This is a genomic window from Vannielia litorea (genome assembly GCF_018424695.1).
Classification (GTDB): Bacteria; Pseudomonadota; Alphaproteobacteria; order Rhodobacterales; family Rhodobacteraceae; genus Vannielia; species Vannielia litorea_A.
Map to the genome: position 1 here is coordinate 1 of NZ_QTNQ01000010.1, position 24,137 is coordinate 24,137.

A 24,137-nucleotide genomic window follows, 5' to 3' on the forward strand; every position below is an offset into this window, starting at 1 on the left:
GTCATGCAGCGGGGGGCTGGCCCCCCGCTGCATGACGGCTCAGCCAAACACAACGCTCAGGGCAGACGCGCCGTCACCTCGATCTCGATCTTCATCGCCGGGCTGATGAGCCCCGCTTCAATCATCATCGCTGCCGGTCGCGCTTTGCCGAACGCATCCGCCAGCACCGGCCAGCATGGCTCGAAATCTGCTGCGACCGGCAGCACGTAGTTTACCCGCACGACGTCATCGAGCGTCGCGCCCGCCTTCACCAGCGCGCGCCGGATCGTCTCCAGCGTGTTCCGGCACTGCTCCACCACGCCATCCGGCATTTCGCCCGTCTCCGGGTCAGCCCCGGTGCTGCCTGCGACAAAGACCCAGCCGTCACACACCACCGCGCGGCTGTAACCGATCTTCTCTTCATACGGCCCGCCCGAGCTGATCAACCTCCGTTTCATACCCGTCTCCTTCGGTTGGGTGCGCCTTCGTGGCACCATGCAAAAAGGCCCCGCGTTCGCGAGGCCTTCATAATCGTCTAGCCGTTCTGCCTCAGGCCGAAGCGTTCTCGGCTTTGCTCTCTTCGGAGTAGATGAAAAGCGGTTGGGCATCAGAGGTCACGGCCTCTTCGTTCACAACCACTTCGTCCACCTCCTCCATGCCCGGCAGGTCGAACATGGTATCCAGCAAAATGTCTTCCATGATCGAGCGTAGGCCTCGGGCCCCGGTCTTCCGCTCGATCGCCCGCTTGGCGATGGCGCGAAGCGCATCGTCGGTGAAGGTCAACTCGGTGTCTTCCAGCTCGAACAGCCGCTGGTACTGCTTTACCAGCGCGTTTTTGGGCGCGGTGAGGATCGTCACCAGCGCATCCTCGTCGAGGTCTTCCAGCGTGGCCAGCACCGGCAGTCGGCCAACGAATTCCGGGATGAGGCCGAACTTCAGCAGGTCTTCCGGCTCAAGCTCGGTGAACACCTCACCCACACCCCGGTCGTCATTGTCCTTCACATCGGCACCGAAGCCGATGGCCGAGCCCTTGCCCCGCTGGGAGATGATCTTGTCGAGCCCCGCGAAGGCGCCGCCACAGATGAACAGGATGTTCGTGGTGTCGACCTGCAGGAACTCCTGCTGCGGATGCTTGCGCCCGCCCTGCGGTGGCACGGAGGCCACGGTGCCCTCCATGATCTTCAGCAGCGCCTGCTGCACGCCCTCGCCGCTTACATCACGGGTGATCGAGGGATTGTCGGACTTGCGAGTAATCTTGTCGACCTCGTCGATGTAGACGATGCCGCGCTGCGCCCGCTCCACGTTGTACTCGGATGCCTGCAGCAGCTTGAGGATGATGTTCTCCACGTCTTCACCCACGTAACCGGCCTCGGTCAGCGTGGTGGCGTCGGCCATGGTGAAGGGCACATCGAGGATGCGCGCCAGCGTCTGCGCCAGCAGGGTCTTGCCGCAGCCGGTGGGGCCGATCAGCAGGATGTTGGATTTGGCCAGCTCGATATCGCCGGTCTTGCCGGCGTGGTTGAGCCGCTTGTAGTGGTTGTGGACCGCCACGGAGAGCACGCGCTTGGCGTGGAACTGGCCGATCACGTAGTCATCGAGAACTTCGCAAATCTCCTTCGGCGTGGGCACGCCGTCGGAGGACTTCAGGCCCGAACTCTTGGTTTCCTCGCGGATGATGTCCATGCAAAGCTCGACGCATTCATCACAGATGAATACCGTTGGCCCTGCAATCAGCTTGCGCACCTCATGCTGGCTCTTTCCGCAAAAAGAGCAGTAGAGCGTGTTCTTGCTGTCACCACCTGAATTCGTCGCCATTCATAACCCCTCGGGCTGCCTTGCCCGTTGTCTTGCGTTCTGCCCCGTTTGCGCCCCGGATTTGAGGAATCCTATGGCAGCACCCTGCGGGACACAACGCCAAATTAAAGTGAACGACGCGCGCGTGGCCGCAGCTTACTTGCTGCCGCCCTCGTCGCCGCCCTTGTCGCGGTTCTCCACGATCTCGTCGATCAGGCCCCAGTCCTTGGCTTCCTCAGGGCTCATGAAGTTGTCCCGCTCCAGCGCAGCCTCCACCTTCTTCAGGCTCTGGCCGGTGTGCTTAACATAGATCTGGTTAAGCCGGTCTTTCAGCTTCTGGGTTTCCTGGGCGTGGATCATGATGTCCGTCGCCTGGCCCTGGTAGCCGCCCGAGGGCTGGTGCACCATGATGCGGCTGTTGGGCAGGGAAAAGCGCATGCCCTCGGCCCCTGCCGTCAGCAGGAGCGACCCCATGGAGGCCGCCTGGCCGATGACCAGAGTACTGACCTTGGGCCGGATATACTGCATCGTATCGTAAATCGAGAGACCGCTCGTCACCACGCCGCCTGGGCTGTTGATGTACATGCTGATCTCTTTCTTCGGGTTCTCGGCCTCGAGGTGCAGCAGCTGTGCCACCACGAGTTGGCTCATCCCGTCATGCACCGGGCCGTTCACGAAGACGATCCGCTCCTTCAGCAGGCGCGAGAAAATGTCATAGGCCCGCTCGCCGCGGCTGGTCTGCTCGACCACCATGGGAACGAGGTTCATGTAGGTTTCGACTGGGTCACTCATCGCTCGGGCCTCGGCTTTATGGAGCCCCGAAAACGGGGCCGTGCTTCGCGTCCCCTTGTCTTAGTGCTGGCATGGGGGGGCTGCAAGAGTACCGCGCCCAAAGACCTCATAAGCGTGAACAATTGGTTGAGGGCGCGGCGACTGGCGCGCGATCCGGTTCACCCCTTCCGGCTGGCGAGCTCGTTAAGCAGGTCCAGAAGCTGGTCCAGCCGCTCCTCCCCGAACCGTGCCTCCAGCGCATCGAAGATGCGGTTGCTCTCTCCCTTGTGACGCTCAAGCAGCGCGCGCCCCTCATCCGTGATTGTGAGCTGAAGCTTGCGGCCGTCATTCGGATCCTTCGCACGCGACATGAGGCCGCGCTCCTCCAGAGATTGCATGATCCGCGTCAGGCTGGGCAGCAGCAGGCACGCCTGCTCCGCCAGTGCCTTGGGCTCCATGGTGCGGTTCTCGTCGAGCACCCTGAGAACGCGCCACTGCTGCTCGGTCACACCGGTCGAAGCCAGCATTTCACGGAGCGGGGCCATAACCACTTCGCGGGCACGCAGGAGCGCAATTGGCAAGGAGCGTGATGTATGGCGCAGTGAACCATTACCATCCCGAGCCCCGCCAGAAGAGTTCGGGCTATCATCCGGCATATGCTATGTATGGCCGATGCCAAACGGTTCATCAAGCAAACCTACCGGGGCCCGCGAAGAATTTGCGCCCTACACTTGACCGCGGGAGGATATTTATTTAACTCGTTAATAAGTTTCGGGAGGAGATTCGTGCCACACATCCGAGTCGAGTATTCGGCCAACCTCGAGGCTTACGCAGACATGGCCGGGCTGTGCGAGGCCCTGCGTGTGGCGGGGATGGAAACCGGCGTTTTCCCCCTCGCCGGCCTCCGCGTCCGCGCCGCGCGTTGTGACGCCTATGCGATCGCCGACGGCGACCCAGCCAACATCTTCGTCGACATCTCCATCCGGCTGCGCGGTGGACGGCCGCAGGAAGCGAAGGAGGCCGCAACGGCCCACGTCTTCGCAGCGGCCCGCAGCTTCCTTGCGCCCGTCATCGAAAGCCAGCCGATCATGCTCTCGCTGGAAATGCGCGATATCGACCCCGCCCTTTCACCCAAGCTCAACACCGTGCGCGACCACCTCGCTGCTAAGGAGGCAAAATGACAGACCTCGCAACCAACCTCGACACGCTTGGCACTCCTCTTGCCCGCCTGAAGGAGACAGGCATCGCACACCGCATCGCCGGGAAAGATGTAACAGGCGCCACCTTCACCAACCATTCCCCGGTTGACGAAAGCGTAATCTGCGAAGTCGCGCGCGGCACCGCTGCCGACATCGACGCAGCAGCCCAAGCCGCCAAGGATGCCTTTCCCGAGTGGCGCGATATGCCAGGCTCTGCCCGCAAGAAGCTGCTCCACGCCGTGGCCGACGCCATCGAGGCCAACGCCGAAAAGATCGCGCTCTGCGAAGCGTGGGACACTGGGCAACCGATTCGCTTCATGGCCAAGGCAGCGCTGCGCGGTGCCGAGAACTTCCGCTTCTTTGCAGATCGCGCACCCGCAGCGCGCGATGGTCAACACCTTCCGTCCGCCACCTTGATGAACGTGACAACCCGCGTGCCCATCGGCCCGGTCGGAGTGATCACCCCGTGGAACACCCCGTTCATGCTGAGCACATGGAAGATCGCACCGGCGCTCGCGGCGGGCTGCACGATCGTCCACAAACCGGCCGAGTTCTCACCCGTGACCGCCCGCCTGCTGGTGGAGATCGCTGAAGAGGCCGGGTTGCCGCCCGGCGTCTGGAACATGGTGAACGGTTTCGGCGAAGAGGCTGGCAAGGCCCTCACGGAACACCCGGCGATCAAGGCCATCGCCTTCGTCGGTGAGAGCAGGACCGGCTCCATGATCCAGGCGCAGGGGGCGCCCACGCTCAAACGCGTCCATTTCGAGCTCGGCGGCAAGAACCCGGTGGTGGTTTTCGACGACGCAGACCTGCCACGGGCGCTCGATGCCGCCATCTTCATGATCTACTCGCTCAACGGCGAGCGCTGCACCTCCTCCTCGCGCCTGCTGGTGCAGGAGAGCATTGCCGACAAGTTCGAGGCCGAGCTGACCGCGCGGGTAAAGAACATAAAAGTCGGCCATCCGCTCGACCCGGCCACCGAGGTTGGCCCGCTGATTCACAAGACACATTTTGACAAGGTGTCGAGCTACTTCGACAAGGCCAGGGCCGAGGGCGCCACGATCGCTGCGGGCGGCACCCGCGTGGGCGAGGCGGGGCACTTCGTGGCCCCCACCCTTTTTACCGGTGCCTCCAATGCGATGGCCATTGCCCAGGAAGAAATCTTCGGCCCTGTCCTCACGACCATCCGCTTCAAGGATGAGGACGAGGCGCTCAGGATCGCCAATGACATCCCCTACGGCCTGACGGCCTATGTCTGGACGCAAGACATCACCCGCGCCATGCGCTTCACTGACAAGCTTGAGGCCGGAATGATCTGGGTGAACTCCGAGAACGTCCGCCACCTGCCCACCCCCTTCGGCGGGGTCAAGGCCAGCGGCATCGGCCGCGATGGCGGCGACTGGTCGTTCGAGTTCTACATGGAGCAAAAGCACATCGGCTTCGCCACCGGCACCCATAAGATCCCGCGCCTAGGCGCCTGACACCCAAGGAAACGCGCAGCATCCTAGGGAGGAGTAACCATGGGAAAGATCGTTCTTGCCGCCAAGATGACCCACGTGCCCACCATGCTCATGTCCGAGCAGGAGGGACCGGTGAAAGGCACGCGTCAGGCCGCCATCGACGGCCACGCCGAAATCGCGCGCCGCGCCAAGTCGCTCGGCGCCGATACCGTGGTGATCTGTGATACGCACTGGGTCATAAACGCAGGCTTCCACATCAACGCAAACAGCCGCTTCGAAGGACTCTTCACCTCCAACGAGTTCCCGCAGTTCATCCAGGATCTACCCTACGATTATGACGGTGACCCCGAGTTAGGCGACGCCATCGCCGCCGAAGCTTCCAAGCGTGGCGCCTACACGCTTGCGCACCACCTCAACAGCCTCGAGCTGGAGTACGGCACACTCGTGCCCATGCGCTTCATGAGCCGGGCTTACGAGATGAAGGTCGTGAGTATCGCCGCCTGGTGTACCGTGCACGACCACGATGAAAGCCGAATCGTGGGAGAGGCCATCCGCGCCGCCGTCGAGGCCTCCGACCGCAACGTGATGCTGGTCGCCTCCGGCTCGCTCTCGCACAAGATCTGGCCGAACAAGGACTATGCCGCCAACAACGGCACCTTCACCATCTCCTCGGAGTTCAACCGCCAGATGGATCTCCACGTGCTGGAAATGTGGAAAGCGGGCGACCACGCCAGCTTTCTCAAGATGCTGCCCGAATACGCAGCCCACTGCTGCGGCGAAGGCTCCATGCACGACACCGCGATGCTCTACGGCGCGCTCGGATGGGACGCCTACGACAAGCCCTGCGAGGTTGTCACACCGTACTTTCCGTCTTCCGGCACCGGCCAGACCAACGTGATCTTTCCCGTTTAACCCACGGAGTCCCCATGCCCATTCCCGCCCCCAACCTCACACCCGAGTTCAACATCTTGCGGCTCAGCCACGTTGAGCTGATCGTCACCGATCTGGCCAAGAGCCGCGCCTTCTACGTCGACACGCTGGGACTCCAGGTTACCGACGAGGACAGCGGCACGATCTACCTGCGCGCCATGGAAGAGCGCGGCCACCACTGCATTGTGCTCAAGCAAGGCGAGAAGGCCGAAGCCCGCGACCTGTCCTTCAAGGTCTTCGACGACGAGCACCTCGACCGCGCCGAGCATTTCTTCCGCGCCAAGGGCCACGCCACCGAATGGGTCGAGCGCCCCTACCAGTCCCGCACGTTCCGAACGCGTGACCCGCACGGTATACCGCTTGAATTCTACGCCCGGATGGACAGGCTCCCGCCCATCCACCAGCAGTACAAGCTTTACCACGGGGTCAAACCACTGCGGATCGACCACTTCAACTGCTTCTCCCCCAACGTCGACGCCTCGGTGGCCTTCTACAACGAACTGGGTTTCCGGGTGACAGAGTACACCGAGGATGAAGAAAGCGGCCGCCTTTGGGCTGCATGGTGCCACCGCAAGGGCGGCGTGCACGACATGGCCTTCACAAACGGCACCGGCCCGCGCCTGCACCACACCGCCTTCTGGGTGCCCACCCCGCTCAACATCATCGACCTGCTGGACCTGATGGCCACCACCGGCTGGGTCAAGAACATAGAGCGCGGCCCAGGCCGCCATGGCATCTCCAACGCCTTCTTCCTCTACATCCGCGACCCCGATGGCCACCGGATCGAGATTTACTGCTCCGATTACCAGACGGTCGACCCCGACCTCGAGCCGATCAAATGGGATCTGAAGGATCCACAACGCCAGACGCTCTGGGGCGCGCCCGCCCCCCGAAGCTGGTTCGAGGAAGGCTCGCTCTTCGAGGGCGCAGAGCCGGTTCCTGCCACACTGGCGGCTCAACCCATTGTCGCCCCTTGATCCGGCGCTACAGTCCGCATCAACCGGACCACTAGGAGGCCCCGCCATGCCCATGCCCAAGCTGAACGACCCATCGCTCCTGAAAGAAGCCTGCCTTGTTGCGGGCAAATGGATCCCTGCAGGGGACAACGCCATCGACGTGACCAACCCCTCTACGGGGGAGATCATCGGCCGCGTGCCCAAGCTCGGCAAAGTGGAAACCGACGCGGCCATCGAGGCCGCCCGCGTGGCGCAGAAAGACTGGGCCAAACGCACAGCCGAAGACCGCGCCAACGTACTGATGAAGTGGCATGACCTGATGATGGCAGCCCAGGACGACCTCGGCGCCATCATGACTGCCGAACAGGGCAAGCCGCTGGCCGAGGCCAAGGGCGAAATCGCCTATGGTGCCAGCTTCATCAAGTGGTTTGCCGAAGAGGCGCGCCGCACCTACGGCGAGGTGATCCCCGGCCACCAACCCGACAAGCGGATCGTGGTGCTCAAGCAGCCCGTCGGCGTCGTGGCCGCGATCACGCCCTGGAACTTTCCCAACGCGATGATCACCCGCAAGGCCGGCCCCGCCCTTGGCGCTGGCTGCGCCATGGTCCTGAAGCCCGCGTCGCAAACCCCCTTCTCAGCCCTCGCGCTGGGTGTGCTGGCCGAACGTGCGGGCCTGCCGCTGGAGCTGTTCTCGATCCTCACCGGTTCTGCTTCCGAAATCGGCAGTGCCATGACGGCAAGCGAGACCGTCCGCGCCCTCACCTTCACCGGCTCCACCGAGGTTGGCGCCAAGCTCTATGAGCAATGCGCGCCCACCATCAAGAAGCTGGGGCTCGAGCTCGGAGGCAACGCCCCCTTCCTCGTCTTCGATGACGCCGATGTGGATGCCGCCGTGGAAGGCGCGGTGATCGCCAAGTTCCGCAACAACGGCCAGACCTGCGTCTGCGCCAACCGGATCTATGTGCAATCCGGCGTCTATGACGAATTCGCCGAGAAGCTGGCGAAGAAGGTTGGCGAGATGAAAACCGGCGACGGCTTCGATGAGGGCGTCAACTTCGGGCCGCTGATCGACGATGCGGGCCTGGAGAAGGTCCGTGAGCATGTCGAGGATGCCAAGTCCAAGGGCGCCAAGGTGATCCTCGGTGGCGAGGCCCACGAGAAGGGCGGCACCTTCTGGCAGCCCACCGTGCTCACCGGAGTCGACACCTCGATGAAGGTGACAACCGAGGAAACCTTCGGCCCCGTCGCACCGCTCTTCAAGTTCGAAACCGAGGAAGAGGCGGTGGAGGCCGCCAATGCCACCGAGTTCGGCCTTGCCTCCTATTTCTATGCCCGCGACCTCTCCCGCGTCTGGCGGGTATCGGAGGCGCTCGATTACGGCATGGTCGGCATCAACACCGGCCTCATCTCCACCGCCGTCGCCCCCTTTGGCGGGGTCAAGCACTCGGGCCTCGGCCGCGAAGGCTCGTCCCACGGCATGGAGGAGTTCATGGAGCTGAAATACCTCTGCATGGACGTCTGACCGAACCCGCTCATCCGCCCTTCGAGGCGTCTTCGCGACAACCCGTAGGGTGCGCATTTATGGCGCACCCTCGAAAGGACCTCAAATGACCCGCCTCGCCACCGTCACCTGCCACGCCACCGGAGACACTCTCTGGGGCATCGTCACCGAAGAAGGCTTCTCCGCCCTCTCGCCGCACCACTTGGGCTTTCCCACGCTGCGCGAGGTGATCGAAGCAGGCGCGCTGGAAAAGATGGCGGCGCAGACCGGACCGATCACCCACGGACCGGGCGAATTTTCTTACCAGATTCCAGTGCCTTCGCCCGAGAAAATCATCTGTGTTGGTGTCAACTTCCCCGACCGGAACGCCGAGTACAAGGACGGCAAGGAAGCCCCGCCCAACCCCTCGCTCTTCATCCGCTTTCCACGCAGCTTTACCGGCCACGAACAGGCGCTCATACGCCCGCCGGAAACGCCGCAACTCGACTACGAGGGCGAGATCGCCGTGATCATCGGGAAGGGTGGCCGCCGCATCCCCGAAGCTGAGGCGCTCGACCACATCGCAGCTCTGACCCTCTGCAACGAGGGCACCCTGCGCGACTGGGTCCGCCACGCCAAGTTCAACGTGACGCAAGGCAAGAACTGGGACGCGAGCGGGTCAATGGGGCCGTGGCTGGTGCCCTTCACCGATCCGAAACAGATCACCGAAGCCGAGATCGAAACCCGGGTGAACGGCGAGTCGCGCCAGAAGGACAACACCGCCCGAATGCTCTTTCCCGTCGCCTTCCAGATCGCCTACATCAGCACCTTCACAACGCTGGTGCCCGGCGACATCATCGTATCCGGCACCCCCACCGGCGCCGGCGCCCGCTTCGATCCGCCGAAGTTCCTGAAGCCCGGCGACGTGGTCGAAGTCACCTCCCCCACCCTCGGAACCCTGCGCAACACGGTGCGAGACGCCTAGGGCGGGACTTGTTGTCCCGCCATACCATTCTCTAGATTTCCTAGCTTACGGCCTCGGAACCGCCACAAACAGGCCGGCAAGGAGGGCTCGGACTGACACGGTCGACGCGTGAAACGCAGTCGCCCGAAGTTGCGGCGCTCCAATCAACCCTCCTCGTGCAATGGCACATCCGCCGCCTCGGGTATTGCCGCCTTGATCGGCCCGAGCGACGCGCAAGTAGTGACGTGGTCATAGGGGCGAACCAAGTTCAGCAAGACGATCACGTCCAACGATAAGAGAACCGTACCTGCTCCGCGTGGCGCGGCGGTGGCAGTCATTCAGGCGAAAACTCAGAGGGTTCCTGGGGCGGCGCCCACGCCTAAGGCGCAGCGCTGCACCACTTAGACCGCCACCATGGTCAGCAGCTCATACTCCGCCACCGTCTCGCCGTCCTGCCTTATGATCTCCACCGCCCAGCGCACCTCGCCATGCTCTGCCGTGCGCCGCTTCTTGCTCGCCACTGTCAGTCGCACCGAAATGCTGTCACCCGGCACCACAGGTTGCATAAATGCAAGGCTCTCTAGCCCGGTGTTTGCCAGCACGGGCCCCTCCTCCGGATCAACGAACAGCCCGGCAGCGAAGCTCAACAGCAAGTATCCATGCGCCACACGGCCCGGGAAGAACGGGTTTCGCGCCGCCGCCTCCTCGTCCATATGCGCATAAAAGGTATCACCCGTGAATTCTGCAAAATGTTCGATATCTTCAAGCGTGATCTCGCGGGCTTTCGTCTCCAGAACCTGCCCCACCTCCAGCTCACCGAACTTGCGGCGGAACGGATGGCCCTCGGCCTCCACCTCCGGCGCGCCCTTCACCTGCACCCCGCTCACCGCCCGCAGCATCTCGGGTGATCCCTGCACCGCCGTGCGCTGCATGTAGTGGGTCACGGCCCGGATGCCACCCAGCTCCTCACCGCCACCGGCACGTCCCGGCCCGCCATGGACCATGTGCGGCATCGGTGCGCCATGGCCGGTGCTCTCCTTCATCGACATCCGGTCGTTAAGGTAAACCCGCCCGTGCCAGGCCGCGAGGCCCATCACCGCCTGCTGCGCCACCGCCGGATCATGGGTGATGACCGAGGCCACCAGCGAACCCTGCCCCCGCGCCGCGATCTCGCAGGCGTGGGCCATGTCGCGGTAGCCCATCACCGTGCTCACCGGCCCGAAAGCCTCGGTGTCATGCACGCGGCTCGCGCTGTCCGGGTCGGCCCGGAAGAGATGGGGCGCCACAAAAGCCCCGCCCTTCGCCCGCTCTCCGACCGGCGCGAAGCCTTCCATTCCACCATGCACCAGCTCTGCCTCAGAGCCGATAATCGCAGCCTTCTTCAGCACATCTGCCGCTTGCGATGCACTGACAAGGGCCCCCATCCGCACGCCCTCTTCGCGCGGGTCTCCCACCACGGTCTTGGCCAGCCGCGCCGAGATGGCCTCGATCACCGCGTCAACCTGTGCCTCCGGCACCAGCATGCGCCGGATCGCCGTGCACTTTTGCCCGGCCTTGGCCGTCATCTCGCGGTGAACCTCTTTGACAAACAGGTCAAATTCCGGGCTGTCCGGCCCCGCATCCGGCCCGAGGATCGAGGCATTGAGCGAGTCCTGCTCCGCCGTGAAGCGCACCGAGTTGCGCAGGATCGCTGGCGTGCCCCGCAGCTTCAGCGCCGTGTCGGCGGAGCCGGTGAAGGTCACCACATCCTGTGGGCCAAGCCGCTCCAGCGTGTCGCCCAGGCCGCCGGTGACAAGCTGCAACGCGCCCTCCGGCAGCACGCCGGCATCAAGCATCATCCGTACGCAGGCCTCGGTGACATGGGCAGTTGCCGTCGCCGGCTTCACCACTGCAGGCATCCCCGCCAACAGGCAGGGCGCGATCTTCTCCAGCATCCCCCAGACCGGGAAGTTGAAGGCGTTGATATGCACCGCAACGCCTTGAAGCGGCACGCAGATATGCCGCCCCCCAAAGCTGCCCGCTTTGCCGAAGAACTCCACATCGCCGTCCAGCAAAGGACCCTCCTCGGGCAGCTCCTTCACGCCCTTGGAAGCGTAGACGAAGAGCGTTCCGATGCCGCCGTCCACGTCGATCATGTGGTCAGCCGCCGTGCCGCCGGTGGTATAGGACAGATCGTAGAGCGCCTCCTTCTGCCCGCTGAGATGCAGCGCCAGCGCCTTCAGCATCTTTGCCCGCGCCTTGAAGCCCATCGCCCGCAGCACCGGCCCGCCAACCCTGCGGCCATGCTCCAGCATCGCGCCCGCATCCAACGCCGCATTGCCTGCGCGGCCAATACGCTCACCGGTAATCGCATCATGAATGTCTCGCGCACCCGCGCCCGGGGCCATCCACGCGCCGCCCACATAGCTGCCAACTTCGATCATGCTAAGATCCTCCCTGTTGTCGGAATTAATTGACCAACCGGACGGTTTATGCAAACGATTCCCTTGGGAGGACAGCGAAATGAGCGAAACAATACGCGTGGAGCGCCATGCTGATTGGGTGGAACTCACCCTGAACCGGCCGGAAAAGCTCAACAGTTTCAACGAGGAAATGCATCTGGCGCTGCGCGCCGCTTTCGATGCCGCGGCAGAGGCGCGCGCCATCCTCCTCACCGGCGCAGGCCGGGGATTCTGCGCCGGGCAGGATCTGGGTGATCGAGACCCCGCGAAAATGGACGGCACCCCAGATCTCTCCCAAACCCTAACAAAGTTCTACAACCCGCTGATCCGCCAGATCCGGGCCCTGCCCTGCCCGGTGATCTGCGCCGTCAACGGCGTGGCCGCAGGGGCCGGGGCGAACGTCGCGCTCGCTTGCGACATCGTGCTGGCCGCGACGAGCGCCAGGTTCATCCAGAGTTTCGGCAAGATCGGCCTCGTGCCGGATGCAGGCGGAACCTGGACCCTGCCCCATCTCATCGGCATGGCCCGTGCCAAGGCTCTCGCGCTCACGGCCGAGCCGCTGCCCGCCGAAACCGCCGCCGACTGGGGCCTGATCTGGAAGGCCCTGCCCGACGACGCACTCATGCCCGAAGCCCGCGCCCTTGCTAAAAAGCTCAGCCAAGGCCCCACCCACGGCCTCGGCCAGATCAAGCAGGCGCTGCACGCTTCCATGGCCAACACAATGGAAGAGCAGCTCGATCTCGAAGCTCAAACCCAAAAGATTTGCGGCGCGCATCCGGACTATGCCGAGGGCGTCGCCGCCTTCCTGCAAAAACGTACCCCGAACTTCGGTGTCAAGGAATGACCCCGCAAGAACGTGCCGCACATTCCGCCGCCGTCATGTGGGCGAGTGATGCCGCCTCCAAATGGTTCGGCATGGAACTGGGCAAGGTCACCGAAGGCACGGCGAGCCTCACGCTGACCGTCGCTCCCCACCATTGCAACGGCCATGGCATCTGCCACGGCGGGGTGATCTTCGCGCTGGCCGATTCAGCCTTCGCCTTCGCTTGCAACAGCCGCAACCAGTCCACCGTGGCCCAGCAGAACCAGATCACCTATCTCGCCCCGGGCCGCCTTGGCGAGACCCTGAAAGCCGAGGCGCAGGAAGCCAACCTGCAGGGCCGCACCGGTCTGACGGACGTCACCGTCACCGGCGACGACGGGCGCGTGATCGCCCTGTTCCGCGGCCTCTCCCGCGCCATCCCCGGCACCCTCTTCGACGAAGGGAACGAACAATGATCGACCTCACGCCCCCCCGTGACACCCTCGAGCCTATCGAAATCGCCTCGCGCGACGAAATAGAGGCGCTGCAACTGGAGCGCCTGAAATGGTCGCTCGCCCACGCCTACGAGAACGTGCCGTTCTACCGGGCCAGCTTCGATGCAGCCGGCGTGCACCCGAGCGACCTGAAGAGCCTGAAAGACCTCGCCAAGTTCCCCTTCACCGTGAAGTCGGACCTGCGCGACAACTACCCATTCGGCCTCTTCGCCGTCCCCCGCGAGCGCATCAATCGCCTGCACGCCTCCTCCGGCACCACTGGCAAGCCAACTGTCGTTGGCTACACCGCGAAGGACATCGACACCTGGGCCACGCTCGTCGCCCGCTCCATCCGCGCCTCTGGTGGCAAGCCGGGCGACGTGATCCACGTGGCCTATGGCTATGGCCTATTCACTGGCGGCCTTGGCGCGCATTACGGCGCCGAAAAGCTGGGCTGCACCGTGGTGCCCGTGTCAGGCGGCATGACCGAGCGGCAGGTCACGCTGATCGAGGACTTCGGTGCCTCCATTATCATGGTCACCCCCTCCTACATGCTGTCGATCCTTGACCAGTATCGCGCCGCCGGGCTCGATCCGGCCGCCTCGCCGCTGAAGGTCGGCATCTTCGGCGCCGAGCCATGGACAAACGCGATGCGGGAAGAGATCGAACAGGCCTTCAACATGCATGCGGTTGATATCTACGGCCTTTCAGAGGTAATGGGCCCCGGCGTGGCGAACGAGTGCGTCGAATCCAAGGACGGGCTGCACATCTGGGAAGATCACTTCTACCCCGAGATCATCAACCCCGAAACCGGCGAGCCGGTGGAAGACGGCGAGATGGGTGAGCTTGTGTTCACCACGCTCACCAAGGAGGGCATGCCGATCGTCCGCTACCGCACCCGCGACCTCACCCGCCTGCTGCCGGGCACCGCCCGCTCCATGCGGCGGATGGAGAAGGTGACAGGCCGCAGCGATGACATGATCATCCTGCGCGGTGTAAACGTCTTCCCCACCCAGATCGAGGAGCAACTGCTGAAGTGCCCCGGCCTCGCGCCGCATTTCCAGATCGAGCTGACCCGTGCCGGACGGATGGATGCGCTCACCGTGCATTGCGAGTGCACCGTCGAGGGCAGCGCCGCGCGAGAGGCTTCGGCAAAGGAACTGGCACATCACATCAAGTCGGTCATCGGCATCACCGCGCGGATCGAAGTGCATGACCCGGAGGGCGTGGCCCGCTCGCAGGGCAAGGCGCAACGGGTGGTCGACAGCCGCCCGAAAGATTAAGCCATGGCCCGCCCCATTGCCGCCGACCACGAGGAAAAGCGAGAGCACATCCTGCTCACCGCCGCCCGCGTCTTTGCTGAGGGCGGCTATGACCGCGCTTCGATGGCTTCGGTCGCGCGAGCATGCGGCATCTCCAAGGCGCTGATCTACCACTACTACGAGGGCAAGGAGGCGCTGCTTTTCGACATTCTCGATGTCCACCTCAAGCGCCTGCGCGATCGGATCCGCACGGTGGAGGCAGCGGAGGCCGAGGCGCGGCCCCGCCTTGTCGCCATGCTCCGGGTGATCCTGCGCGACTATGAGGGCGCCGACCACAAGCACCAGCTCCAGATGAACGCGCTCGCCACCCTGCCGGCAGAAAGCCAGGCCGTGCTTAAAGACTACCAGCGCGATATGGTGCACCGGGTTTCCTCTGCACTTGCGGCACTCGCCCCGGAAGCGCTTGCGCAAAACAACGCCCGGATGCGCGATGTCACGATGTCTGTCTTCGGAATGTTGAACTGGTTTCACATGTGGCAGCCCCACGCCTCGCCGGGCGAGCGCGACGACTATGCCGCGCTGGTGGCGGGGCTCGCCCTCGACGGGCTAAACGGTGTGCGGATCGTCCCCTGAGCCTTGGGAAAATGTCGGCGCGGTTTGGCCTACTGTGCCCGCCACTCCGTACCGGGATAGGCAACGCTGTAACTCCGGCCTGCGTCCAGCACCGTCCATGGGCTTGCCTGCCCATCGGGCCAGATGACGCGCACCTCGGCAGTGTCAGCCTGCCCCAGCCCAAAGTGCAGTGGCATCAGCTGCGATCCGGCATGGCCCCCGCCGATGGTACGTTCCTGCGCATCGGTCCGCCCGTTCGCCCGCACTTCCACCCAAGCGCCGACCGCATCACGGTTTGCGCCCGGCAACGCCGGGGCGACCGCAAGCCAGTTGCCGGTGCCCTCCGTCACGTTGCGATAGACTTCCAAGGGTGCGCGGCGGTTCACCACCACAAGGTCGAGCCGCCCGTCGCCATCCAGATCGGCCAGCGCCGCACCGCGTGAGCGCGCGGGCGACGCCACCCCTGCCACCACTCCGGCTTCATCAAAAACCCCGTCCGCCCCCTGCATCAGCAGGTTGTTCGGATCCTCCATTGCCATTCCCGGCATCTGGTCGACATTGCCCTTGGCAATAAACAGATCGGCCAACCCGTCGTTGTTCACATCACCAAACTCGGCATGCCATCCAGTGGAAGGCCGGCCATCCTCACCGGTGTGGGGCCTGGTGGCCGTGGTGCCGCTGCCATAGGGCGCGCGCACATAGCCCGCGCCATCCCACTCCATCAGCACCTGGTCGCCCATCGAGGTGAGCATGACCTCGGGCCGCCCGTCTCCGGTCAGATCGCGGCTGGCAATCCCCATGCCCCAGATCGACACCGGCTCGAACCCCTCGGCGTCCCCCAGCAGGCGCGGCACCGGCGCGAGCCGCCACATCTGTTCCGTCCCGCCAGACACGTAGTAATGCCGATCATTCGAGATCCGCAAATCCTGCTGCCCGCGCCGCGCCCAGTCCGAAAACAGGATCGAGAGCGCGCAAAAGCCCGGGGTGAGCACCTCGGGCGGCCCGTACCCTTCAGGGGCGGGGCGATAGAGATGATTCACATCACAGGCCTCGAATGGGCCGTCCGGGTTGTCGCGATCCACGTAGTTGCCAAAGGCAAGCGTGGGCCAGGCTGCGCCTGTCTCCCATGTGGCCGAGAAAGCAGTGGACCAGCGGTCTCCGCCGTCAAAACCCCAGCCTGCCGGTGCGAAGCCGCAACCACCCGTCCCCCGCAGCAGCGTGTTCGCACCCACTCGTGTCAAAGCAAGGTCGGTCAGCCCGTCGCTGTCAATATCGAGAGGAAACACCCCGGTGACCCGGGTGATCTCCGGGAATGCGCCCTTGGTGAACGCCATATCGCCGCCGTTGCGCAACAGCACGACGGGCGCATCTCCTCCTGCCGCCACGATCTCCGGCAGGCCATCGCCCGAACAGTCGAAAACCGCCACGCCACCACCGACAAAATGCTCCCACCCCCCCGTGTAAACATGCTCCACCGGCAAGGTCACAGACTCGAAACGAGGCTCGGCAAAAGTCGGCCCTGCCGCCAGTGCAGCCACCAAAGCAGATCGGATCACGCCGCCTCTCGCCCCACCAGTGTTTCGGCCGCGACTTCCAGCGCCAATGCCGCCGCGCCCCTCGCCCAGACCAGATCACCCCAGGCATTCACCGTTACCTCCGGCGCCTTGCGCCCCTTTCCCACGATCAATTCCTCCATCTCGCGCATCACTTCCTCGGCGTAGAGGTACTGATACTGCATGCGCTCGCCGGACAGGATGATGAGAGAGGGGTCGAAGAGGTTGATAACATTCGCCAGCCCCGCCGCCATGTAACGCCCGGCGCGGCGGAAGATACTGCGCGCGCCCTCGTTCCCTGCCTTGGCCCGGTCATGCAGGCTCTCCAGCACCATCTGCGGCGAAAGTTGCAAGCGGCTGTCGAGCTCCAGGGCAGTGTGTGCCTCCCGCACCAACGCGTAATCGGATGTGTAGGCTTCAAGGCACCCGCGTTGGCCGCAGCGGCACAGAGCACCGTCGAGCTGAACCTTTGTGTGCCCCAACTCCAGCGCCAACGAATGCGCCCCCCGAAACAGGCCCTGCCGCAGCACCAGCCCCATGCCAACACCCTGTTCGATGGAGACGACGGCGAAATCCCGCGCCATCCGTCCACGGCCGAACCAGAGCTCGGCGAGGGTGAGCAGATTGGTGTCATTGTCGATCCAGGTCGGGATACCAAGCGTTTCCGAAAGAAGCCGTGCGAGTGGCACAGCCTCGCCCTCCAGCACCGACGACCAATGCACCAGCCCCGCCGGATGGTCCACGAGCCCCGGCAGCCCGGCGCCCAGCGCAATGACAGCAGCAGGGTCGACGCCAGCCTTTTCGATCACGTCGGCAACGAGCGCCTCGGTTTCGCGCAATACCACTTTCAAGGATCTTGCGTGAGCTTCCCGATCCAGAGTGGCCGAGGCCATCGTCTTGCCCGCCATGTCCGTGAGCACTGCGGTGTGCTTGAACTCTGCCAATTTAAGCCCGATGACATAGCCTGCCCCGCCGCGCACCCTGAGCGCCACCGGAGGGCGTCCGCGCGCGCTGGTCCTGGCGGTGCCCTCGACCTCTTCAACAAGCGCCGCTCCAATGAGCTCGGTCACCACCGCCGTAACCGTCGCAGGGCTGACGTCCAGAGCGCGGGCGAGGTCCACACGGGCAATCTTTCCGGCGCTTCGGATGCGCTCATAGGCCGACAGTCGCAGCGGCGCGGCGTTTTCTCCGTCCGTTCGGCTTCGGATTGGCCCACACCCGGCGAGGCGATGGCTCGCATCTGCAGTCTGGTGGGTTAGATTGAGCTGCATTACTTCAACTTATCAAGTTAATGATCGCGCCTTGTCGTTCAGCTAGGCATGTTTCGAGCAAGAAACGCAAGGATTTAATCGGAAATCAAATTCTTAGCTTGTGAACAGCTCGACCCGCGAAACATTTATTTTGACAACCGAATGAAACATCTGCACGCTTGCCCTGCCTGAACGAAAGAGTCGGGTGCCTCACCGCGCCTCCGGGCGGGGCAGGCTGAACCCATGGGAGGACATCATGAAGAAGACAATCCTCGCCGCCGCGCTGGCGTCGGCAGCCTTCACCACATCCGCATTCGCCGAAAGCCACGGTGTCACCGTTGGCGTTTCGTGGTCCAACTTCCAGGAAGAGCGCTGGAAGACCGATGAGGCCGCAATCAAGTCGGCGCTCGAAGCCGCAGGGGCCACCTATGTGTCGACCGACGCACAAAGCTCGGCCTCCAAGCAGCTCACCGACGTCGAGAACCTGATCAGCCAGGGTGTCGACGCGCTTATCATCCTCGCGCAGGACGCACAGGCCATCGGCCCCGCCGTGCAGGCCGCCGCCGACGAGGAAATCCCGGTGGTGGGGTATGACCGGCTGATCGAGGACCCGCGCGCCTTCTACCTGACTTTCGATAACGTCGAAGTCGGGCGCATGCAGGCCCGCGCCGTGCTGGAGCAGGCCCCGAGCGGCAACTACGTCATGATCAAGGGCTCGCCCACCGATCCGAACGCCGATTTCCTGCGCGGCGGTCAGCAGGAGGTGCTGCAAGCCGCGATCGACGCCGGTGACATTACCATCGTCGGCGAGGCCTACACCGATGGCTGGCTCCCGGCCAACGCCCAGCGCAACATGGAGCAGATCCTGACCGAGAACGACAACAACGTCGATGCCGTCGTGGCCTCCAACGACGGCACCGCCGGCGGCGTTGTGGCCGCGCTCACCGCGCAGGGCATGCAGGGCATCCCGGTTTCGGGTCAGGATGGCGACCATGCAGCGCTGAACCGTATCGCCCAAGGCACTCAAACCGTCTCGGTCTGGAAGGATGCCCGTGAACTCGGCAAGCGTGCCGGTGAAATCGCCGTCGAGCTGGCCAGCGGCACCGCCATGGCCGACATCGAAGGCGCCGCGGAATGGACCTCGCCCGGCGGCACCACGCTGACCGCGCAGTTCCTCGAGCCCGTCCCCGTTACCCAGGACAACCTGACCACCGTGACGGACGCAGGCTGGATCGAGGTCGACGCGCTCTGCCAGGGCGTTACCGACGGCCCCGCGCCCTGTAACTGATACTGTACGCGAGTCCGGCCGCCACTTGCGCGCGGCCGGGCCCGCACCGCCTCTTCCCATAGGGGCCACCAAGCACACCGATATTTCCGGGGGGAGATCGAGCCTTGAGCGACGCCGCCACTTCCAAAACCACGGCCCCGCCGCGCCGCAGCCTGATGCAGACGCTGGAAATCGATACGCGCCTGCTCGGCATGATCGGCGCATTTCTGGCCATCTGCCTCGTTTTCAACTTCTACACCGACGGGCGTTTCCTTTCGGCCCGCAACATCTTCAACCTCACGATCCAGACGGTCTCGGTCGCCATCATGGCAACGGGAATGGTCTTCGTCATCGTGACCCGCCACATCGACCTTTCCGTGGGCGCGCTGTTGGCCTTCTGTTCCGCCATCATGGCCATGCTGCAAGCCCGCTGGTTGCCAGGCCTGGGGCTTGAGCTCGGCTCCCCGCTCATTGCGCCCCTTGCCATTGTTGCCGGTCTTGCCACCGGCGCGATCATCGGCTGTTTCAACGGCTGGCTCATCGGATACCAGGCAATTCCCGCGTTCATCGTGACCCTCGGCGGTTTTCTCGTCTGGCGCTTTGCAGCCTGGTATCTGACCTCCGGGCAAACCATCGGCCCACTCGACCAGACGGTGCTGCTCTTCGGTGGCTCCGAAGGCATCCTCGGCGAAACCTGGAGCTGGATCGTGGGGGGGCTGCTGGCCGCGCTCTCTGTACTCGCGATCTACGCAGCCCGCCGCAACAAGGTGCGCCACGACTTCCCCGTGAAGCCCGCCTGGGCTGAGGCGGTCATGGCTGCGCTGGCCGCCGGGTCGATCCTCGGCTTCACATGGCTCCTTAACAGCTACGACATTCCGCGCGGCAAACTGCGCCGGATGTTCGAGGCGCAGGGTCAGGAGCTGCCCGATGGCTTCACCACCGGCCATGGCCTGCCAATCTCTGTGCTCATCCTGATCGGCGTCGCCATTACGATGACGGTGGTGGCCCGCAAGACGCGCCTGGGGCGCTACATCTTCGCCACCGGCGGCAACCCCGATGCCGCCGAGCTTTCGGGCATCAACACCCGCAAGCTGACGGTCAAGGTCTTCGCCATCATGGGCACCCTCTGCGCGCTGTCCGCGCTGGTGGCCCAGGCCCGCCTGCAAAACCACGCCAACGACATCGGCACACTCGACGAGCTGCGGGTGATCGCGGCAGCCGTGATCGGCGGCACCGCCCTTTCGGGCGGCTCGGGCACCATCTACGGCGCCATCCTCGGTGCGCTCATCATGCAGTCCATCACCTCCGGCATGGGCATGGTCGGGGTCGATGCCCCGCTGCAGAACATCGTCGTCGGCTCGGTCCTCGTCTTCGCCGTCTGGATCGACCAGGTCTACCGCAAACGCATGGGGGTGAAGTGATGTCTGACACAACCGGAACACCCCTCGTCGAGATGAAGGATATCCGCATCGCCTTCGGTGGCGTGCAGGCCGTCGACGGCGTGTCGATCAACCTGCATGCAGGCGAAGTCGTGGGCCTGCTCGGCCACAACGGCGCGGGCAAATCCACCCTCATCAAGATTCTCTCGGGTGCCTACCAGATGGACTCGGGTGAAATCCGCATCAACGGCGAGAAGGCCACGATCACCTCGCCCCGCGATGCCCGCGACTACAACATAGAGACGATTTACCAAACGCTCGCACTTGCCGACAATCTCGATGCCCCCGCCAACCTCTTCCTCGGACGCGAGCTGGTGACGCCGCTGGGCTTCGTGGATGATGATAAGATGGAGGCCGAGACCCGCAAGATCATGGCGCGCCTCAACCCCAACTTCAAAAAGATCAAGGAGCCCGTCTCGGCCCTCTCCGGCGGCCAGCGCCAATCCGTCGCCATCGCCCGCGCAGTCTATTTCAACGCGCAAATCCTGATCATGGACGAGCCCACCGCCGCGCTCGGCGTTCATGAAACCAAGATGGTCGCCGACCTGATCCAGGAGCTGAAGGCCCAGGGCCTCGGCATCTTCCTCATCTCCCATGACACCCGCGAGATGCTGGAGCTGTGTGATCGCGTGTCCGTCATGAAGAACGGCCAGCTTGTCGGTACCGAGCGGGTCGAAGACGTGACGGAGGATGACATTCTGTCGATGATCATCCTCGGAAAGAATCCGAGGGAGGCCGCCTAGATGTTCCTCGGCGTCGATCTCGGAACCTCGGGCCTGAAGGCCGTTCTCATCGACGATGCGCAAGCCGTTGTCGGCGAGGCCCACGCGCCCCTCACCGTCCAGCGCCCCCATCCTGGTTGGTCCGAACAATGCCCGGCAGACTGGCTCTCGGCCACCGAGGCCGCGCTTGATGCGCTCGCCGCCCGTCACTCGCTGGCAAAGGTCCAGGGAATCGGCCTCTCAGGTCAGATGCACGGCGCGGTTTGTGTCGATGCCGCCGACGAAGTCCTGCGCCCCGCCATCCTGTGGAACGATACGCGCTCGGCAGATGAAGCCGCAGCGCTGGACGCAGATCCGAGCTTCCGCGCAATCTCCGGCAACATCGTCTTCCCTGGCTTCACCGCGCCCAAGATACATTGGATGGCCGCGCATGAGCCCGAGCTGCGAGACCGGATCGCACGCGTCTTTCTTCCAAAGGACTACCTCCGCTACTGGCTCACCGGCGAGGCCGTCTCCGAGATGTCCGACGCTTCCGGCACCAGCTGGCTCGATACCGGCGCGCGCGACTGGTCAGATACCCTGCTGAATGCCTCCGGTCTCACCCGTGACCAGATGCCGAGCCTCGTGGAAGGCTCCGCCCCTTCCGGCACCCTGCGGCCCGCACTGGCCAAGCGTTGGGGCATGGGGCCGAACGTGATCGTCGCTGGCGGCGGGGGCGACAACGCCTGTTCCGCCGTGGGCGTTGGCGTCGTGGGCAAGGCGCAGGCCTTTGTCAGCCTCGGCACCTCGGGCGTGTTGCTGGCGGCAACCGAAAGCTACGCCCCTGCGCCCGAAACCTCGGTGCACACCTTCTGCCACTCGCTCCCGGGCATCTGGCACCAGATGGGCGTGATCCTTGCCGCGACCGATGCGCTCGAATGGTATGCCCGCCTCACCGGCTCCCCCGCCGCGCAGCTCACCTCCGAGCTTGGCCCGCTGAAGGCCCCTGGCCGCGCGCTCTTCCTTCCCTATCTCGGCGGCGAGCGGACCCCGCACAACGATGCGCAGATCCGCGGCTCGCTCACCGGCATTGAGCATGTAACCGATCTGGATGCCGGCACCCGCGCCGTGCTCGAAGGCGTCACCCACGCCATCCGCGACTGCCATGATGCCCTCGCCGCCACCGGCACGCATTACGACAGCATCCTCGCCGTCGGCGGCGGCTCCCGCTCCGACTACTGGCTCTCGGCCATCGCCACATCTCTCGGCGTGCCGGTCGAGATCCCGGTCGCAGGCGACTTCGGCGGCGCCTATGGTGCCGCCCGCCTCGCCCTCATGGCCGCCACCGGCGCCGGGCCAGAGGCCGCCAAGCGCCCCGAGATCGCCCGCGTGATCCAGCCCGAGGCGGCGCTGCAAGACGCCTTCACCGAGGCGCACACCCGCTACCAGAAAACCTACAAAGCCCTGAAAGGCCTGAGCTGATGTCCTACTTCGCCGGTATCGAAGCCGCAAAATACGAAGGCCCCGAAAGCCTCAACCCGCTCGCCTTCCGCCACTACGACCCGACCGAGATGCTGGGCGACAAAACCCTCGAAGAGCACCTGCGCTTCGCCGTCGCATGGTGGCACAGCTTCGCCTGGGAGGGCGGCGACCCGTTTGGCGGGCGCACTTTCGAGCGGCCGTGGTTCGGCAACGAGATGGATAAGGCGAAGGCCAAAGCCGACGCGGCGTTCGATCTCTTCGCCATCCTCGGCCAGCCCTACTTCTGCTTCCACGATGTCGATATCCGCCCCGAGGGCGCGGGCTTTGCCGAGAACACGGCGAACCTCGAAGAGATGGTCGACTACATCGGCACCAGGATGGAGAGCGCGAAGACCAAGCTGCTCTGGGGCACCGCCAACCTCTTCTCGCACCGCCGCTTCATGTCGGGCGCTGCCACCAACCCCGACCCGGATGTCTTCGCCTTCTCTGCAGCGACGCTGAAAACCTGCATCGACGCCACAGCCAAGCTCGGCGGTGAGAACTACGTGCTCTGGGGCGGCCGCGAGGGCTATGAGACCCTGCTGAACACCGACCTCAAGCGCGAGCGCGAGCAGGCTGGGCGGATGCTCTCGATGGTCGTGGACTACGCCAAGAAGATCGGCTTTGGTGGCACCATCCTGATCGAGCCCAAGCCGCAGGAACCCACCAAGCACCAGTATGATTACGACGTCGCCACCGTCTACGGCTTCCTCAAGGACTTCGGCCTCGAAGGCGAGGTGAAGGTGAACATCGAGCAGGGCCATGCCATCCTCGCCGGTCACAGCTTCGAGCACGAGCTGGCACTGGCGGCCTCTCTCGGCATCCTCGGCTCCATCGACATGAACCGGAACGACTATCAATCCGGCTGGGATACGGACCAGTTCCCGGTGTCCCTGCGCGAAACCACCCTCGCCTACTACGAAATCCTCAAGGCAGGCGGCTTCACCACCGGCGGCACCAACTTCGACGCCAAGCTTCGCCGCCAATCGCTGGACCCGGAAGACCTGGTTGCCGCCCATATCGGCGGCATGGACATCTGCGCCCTTGGTCTGAAAAAGGCCCATGCGATGATCGAGGAAGGCTCGCTACAAGCGGCGCTGGACGAGCGCTATGCTGGCTGGAACGCCCCCGCCAACAAGGCCATGTTGACCTCCGACCTGGCCACTATCGCAGAGCGGGTGGCCAAGGAGGAGATCAACCCTGAGCCCCGTTCTGGCAAGCAGGAAAAGCTCGAAAACCTCGTCAGCCGATTCGTCGCCTGA

The 24,137-nt window shown here is 64.3% G+C and carries 22 protein-coding genes; 15 read left to right on the top strand and 7 right to left on the bottom strand.

Translation table 11 applies throughout. The annotated features are described in order from the left end of the window. Positions 1–56: 56 nt before the first annotated feature. From DYI42_RS05495 to hpaR, 4 genes are all read right to left on the bottom strand, one after another. Positions 57–437: a RidA family protein gene (locus DYI42_RS05495; protein WP_213544926.1), complete on the bottom strand. Its 381-nt coding sequence runs from the start codon at positions 435–437 to the stop codon at positions 57–59. A 91-nt stretch (positions 438–528) separates the two neighbouring features. Beyond that, a complete protein-coding gene (gene clpX, locus DYI42_RS05500) occupies positions 529–1,794 on the bottom strand; it encodes an ATP-dependent Clp protease ATP-binding subunit ClpX (RefSeq protein WP_213544927.1) in 1,266 nt (421 codons plus the stop codon). A gap of 135 nt (positions 1,795–1,929) precedes the next feature. Then, positions 1,930–2,565, bottom strand: coding sequence for an ATP-dependent Clp protease proteolytic subunit (locus tag DYI42_RS05505; protein WP_213544928.1), 636 nt, complete (start codon positions 2,563–2,565; stop codon positions 1,930–1,932). A 158-nt stretch (positions 2,566–2,723) separates the two neighbouring features. Further along, on the bottom strand, positions 2,724–3,200 hold the full coding sequence (gene hpaR, locus DYI42_RS05510) for a homoprotocatechuate degradation operon regulator HpaR (protein WP_213544929.1): 477 nt from the start codon (positions 3,198–3,200) through the stop codon (positions 2,724–2,726). 129 nt (positions 3,201–3,329) lie between these two features. On the opposite strand from hpaR, the gene DYI42_RS05515 reads away from it, so the two are divergent. The 6 genes from DYI42_RS05515 (at position 3,330) to DYI42_RS05540 (ending at position 9,554) form a co-directional block, all read left to right on the top strand. Beyond that, positions 3,330–3,725: a 5-carboxymethyl-2-hydroxymuconate Delta-isomerase gene (locus tag DYI42_RS05515; RefSeq protein ID WP_213544930.1), complete on the top strand. Its 396-nt coding sequence runs from the start codon at positions 3,330–3,332 to the stop codon at positions 3,723–3,725. Then, positions 3,722–5,224, top strand: coding sequence for a 5-carboxymethyl-2-hydroxymuconate semialdehyde dehydrogenase (gene hpaE, locus DYI42_RS05520; RefSeq protein ID WP_213544931.1), 1,503 nt, complete (start codon positions 3,722–3,724; stop codon positions 5,222–5,224). Before DYI42_RS05515 ends, hpaE begins: the two co-directional genes overlap by 4 nt. A 39-nt stretch (positions 5,225–5,263) precedes the next feature. Further along, on the top strand, positions 5,264–6,115 hold the full coding sequence (gene hpaD, locus DYI42_RS05525; RefSeq protein WP_213544932.1) for a 3,4-dihydroxyphenylacetate 2,3-dioxygenase: 852 nt from the start codon (positions 5,264–5,266) through the stop codon (positions 6,113–6,115). 14 nt (positions 6,116–6,129) lie between these two features. Next, entirely contained in the window at positions 6,130–7,110 is a 981-nt protein-coding gene (gene hpaD, locus DYI42_RS05530; protein ID WP_213544933.1) for a 3,4-dihydroxyphenylacetate 2,3-dioxygenase, read from the top strand. A gap of 46 nt (positions 7,111–7,156) precedes the next feature. After that, entirely contained in the window at positions 7,157–8,611 is a 1,455-nt protein-coding gene (locus DYI42_RS05535) for an NAD-dependent succinate-semialdehyde dehydrogenase (RefSeq protein WP_274608795.1), read from the top strand. 85 nt (positions 8,612–8,696) lie between these two features. Beyond that, entirely contained in the window at positions 8,697–9,554 is an 858-nt protein-coding gene (locus tag DYI42_RS05540) for a fumarylacetoacetate hydrolase family protein (RefSeq protein ID WP_213544934.1), read from the top strand. A 380-nt stretch (positions 9,555–9,934) separates the two neighbouring features. Here the strand turns inward: DYI42_RS05540 and paaZ are convergent, their stop codons facing one another. After that, positions 9,935–11,956 (bottom strand): phenylacetic acid degradation bifunctional protein PaaZ, encoded by a 2,022-nt coding sequence (paaZ, locus tag DYI42_RS05545; protein WP_213544935.1) that lies wholly within the window; start codon positions 11,954–11,956, stop codon positions 9,935–9,937. A gap of 79 nt (positions 11,957–12,035) precedes the next feature. Here paaZ and paaG point away from each other — a divergent pair, with 79 nt between their 5' ends. The 4 genes from paaG to DYI42_RS05565 are packed head-to-tail and all read left to right on the top strand — an operon-like array spanning position 12,036 to position 15,165. Next, on the top strand, positions 12,036–12,818 hold the full coding sequence (gene paaG, locus DYI42_RS05550) for a 2-(1,2-epoxy-1,2-dihydrophenyl)acetyl-CoA isomerase PaaG (RefSeq protein WP_213544936.1): 783 nt from the start codon (positions 12,036–12,038) through the stop codon (positions 12,816–12,818). Then, positions 12,815–13,252, top strand: coding sequence for a hydroxyphenylacetyl-CoA thioesterase PaaI (paaI, locus tag DYI42_RS05555; protein ID WP_213544937.1), 438 nt, complete (start codon positions 12,815–12,817; stop codon positions 13,250–13,252). Before paaG ends, paaI begins: the two co-directional genes overlap by 4 nt. Next, positions 13,249–14,553 carry a phenylacetate--CoA ligase PaaK gene (paaK, locus tag DYI42_RS05560; RefSeq protein WP_213544938.1) on the top strand — a complete coding sequence of 435 codons (1,305 nt, stop codon included), beginning with the start codon at positions 13,249–13,251 and terminating at the stop codon, positions 14,551–14,553. The genes paaI and paaK overlap by 4 nt, the downstream gene beginning before the upstream one ends. A gap of 3 nt (positions 14,554–14,556) precedes the next feature. After that, entirely contained in the window at positions 14,557–15,165 is a 609-nt protein-coding gene (locus DYI42_RS05565) for a TetR/AcrR family transcriptional regulator (RefSeq protein WP_213544939.1), read from the top strand. Positions 15,166–15,194: 29 nt separating this feature from the next. Here DYI42_RS05565 and DYI42_RS05570 read toward each other — a convergent pair whose 3' ends face one another. Both DYI42_RS05570 and DYI42_RS05575 read right to left on the bottom strand, forming a co-directional pair. Next, a complete protein-coding gene (locus tag DYI42_RS05570) occupies positions 15,195–16,619 on the bottom strand; it encodes a CRTAC1 family protein (RefSeq protein ID WP_342344614.1) in 1,425 nt (474 codons plus the stop codon). A gap of 77 nt (positions 16,620–16,696) precedes the next feature. Further along, the gene (locus DYI42_RS05575; protein ID WP_213544941.1) at positions 16,697–17,968 is read right to left on the bottom strand and encodes an ROK family protein; all 1,272 of its coding nucleotides are present in this window, start codon (positions 17,966–17,968) and stop codon (positions 16,697–16,699) included. Positions 17,969–18,203: 235 nt separating this feature from the next. Here DYI42_RS05575 and xylF point away from each other — a divergent pair, with 235 nt between their 5' ends. The 5 genes from xylF (at position 18,204) to xylA (ending at position 24,137) form a co-directional block, all read left to right on the top strand. Then, positions 18,204–19,235: a D-xylose ABC transporter substrate-binding protein gene (gene xylF / locus DYI42_RS05580; protein ID WP_213544942.1), complete on the top strand. Its 1,032-nt coding sequence runs from the start codon at positions 18,204–18,206 to the stop codon at positions 19,233–19,235. Between the two features lie 104 nt (positions 19,236–19,339). Further along, positions 19,340–20,635 carry a sugar ABC transporter permease gene (locus DYI42_RS05585; RefSeq protein WP_440870626.1) on the top strand — a complete coding sequence of 432 codons (1,296 nt, stop codon included), beginning with the start codon at positions 19,340–19,342 and terminating at the stop codon, positions 20,633–20,635. Continuing rightward, the gene (locus tag DYI42_RS05590) at positions 20,635–21,396 is read left to right on the top strand and encodes an ATP-binding cassette domain-containing protein (RefSeq protein WP_213544943.1); all 762 of its coding nucleotides are present in this window, start codon (positions 20,635–20,637) and stop codon (positions 21,394–21,396) included. The genes DYI42_RS05585 and DYI42_RS05590 overlap by 1 nt, the downstream gene beginning before the upstream one ends. Continuing rightward, positions 21,397–22,836 carry a xylulokinase gene (xylB, locus tag DYI42_RS05595; RefSeq protein WP_213544944.1) on the top strand — a complete coding sequence of 480 codons (1,440 nt, stop codon included), beginning with the start codon at positions 21,397–21,399 and terminating at the stop codon, positions 22,834–22,836. Beyond that, entirely contained in the window at positions 22,833–24,137 is a 1,305-nt protein-coding gene (gene xylA, locus DYI42_RS05600; protein ID WP_213545006.1) for a xylose isomerase, read from the top strand. Before xylB ends, xylA begins: the two co-directional genes overlap by 4 nt.

What these genes read in the sequence shown, in the direction of transcription:
- DYI42_RS05535 (WP_274608795.1), top strand. Translation starts at nt 7,157, where the DNA reads ATGCCCATGCCCAAGCTGAACGACCCATCGCTCCTGAAAGAAGCCTGC.
- xylF (WP_213544942.1), top strand. Translation starts at nt 18,204, where the DNA reads ATGAAGAAGACAATCCTCGCCGCCGCGCTGGCGTCGGCAGCCTTCACC.
- hpaR (WP_213544929.1), bottom strand. Translation starts at nt 3,200, where the DNA reads ATGCCGGATGATAGCCCGAACTCTTCTGGCGGGGCTCGGGATGGTAAT.
- paaI (WP_213544937.1), top strand. Translation starts at nt 12,815, where the DNA reads ATGACCCCGCAAGAACGTGCCGCACATTCCGCCGCCGTCATGTGGGCG.
- DYI42_RS05590 (WP_213544943.1), top strand. Translation starts at nt 20,635, where the DNA reads ATGTCTGACACAACCGGAACACCCCTCGTCGAGATGAAGGATATCCGC.
- paaG (WP_213544936.1), top strand. Translation starts at nt 12,036, where the DNA reads ATGAGCGAAACAATACGCGTGGAGCGCCATGCTGATTGGGTGGAACTC.
- hpaD (WP_213544933.1), top strand. Translation starts at nt 6,130, where the DNA reads ATGCCCATTCCCGCCCCCAACCTCACACCCGAGTTCAACATCTTGCGG.
- DYI42_RS05575 (WP_213544941.1), bottom strand. Translation starts at nt 17,968, where the DNA reads ATGCAGCTCAATCTAACCCACCAGACTGCAGATGCGAGCCATCGCCTC.
- clpX (WP_213544927.1), bottom strand. Translation starts at nt 1,794, where the DNA reads ATGGCGACGAATTCAGGTGGTGACAGCAAGAACACGCTCTACTGCTCT.
- hpaD (WP_213544932.1), top strand. Translation starts at nt 5,264, where the DNA reads ATGGGAAAGATCGTTCTTGCCGCCAAGATGACCCACGTGCCCACCATG.
- paaZ (WP_213544935.1), bottom strand. Translation starts at nt 11,956, where the DNA reads ATGATCGAAGTTGGCAGCTATGTGGGCGGCGCGTGGATGGCCCCGGGC.
- DYI42_RS05565 (WP_213544939.1), top strand. Translation starts at nt 14,557, where the DNA reads ATGGCCCGCCCCATTGCCGCCGACCACGAGGAAAAGCGAGAGCACATC.
- DYI42_RS05495 (WP_213544926.1), bottom strand. Translation starts at nt 437, where the DNA reads ATGAAACGGAGGTTGATCAGCTCGGGCGGGCCGTATGAAGAGAAGATC.
- DYI42_RS05505 (WP_213544928.1), bottom strand. Translation starts at nt 2,565, where the DNA reads ATGAGTGACCCAGTCGAAACCTACATGAACCTCGTTCCCATGGTGGTC.
- DYI42_RS05540 (WP_213544934.1), top strand. Translation starts at nt 8,697, where the DNA reads ATGACCCGCCTCGCCACCGTCACCTGCCACGCCACCGGAGACACTCTC.
- xylB (WP_213544944.1), top strand. Translation starts at nt 21,397, where the DNA reads ATGTTCCTCGGCGTCGATCTCGGAACCTCGGGCCTGAAGGCCGTTCTC.
- paaK (WP_213544938.1), top strand. Translation starts at nt 13,249, where the DNA reads ATGATCGACCTCACGCCCCCCCGTGACACCCTCGAGCCTATCGAAATC.
- hpaE (WP_213544931.1), top strand. Translation starts at nt 3,722, where the DNA reads ATGACAGACCTCGCAACCAACCTCGACACGCTTGGCACTCCTCTTGCC.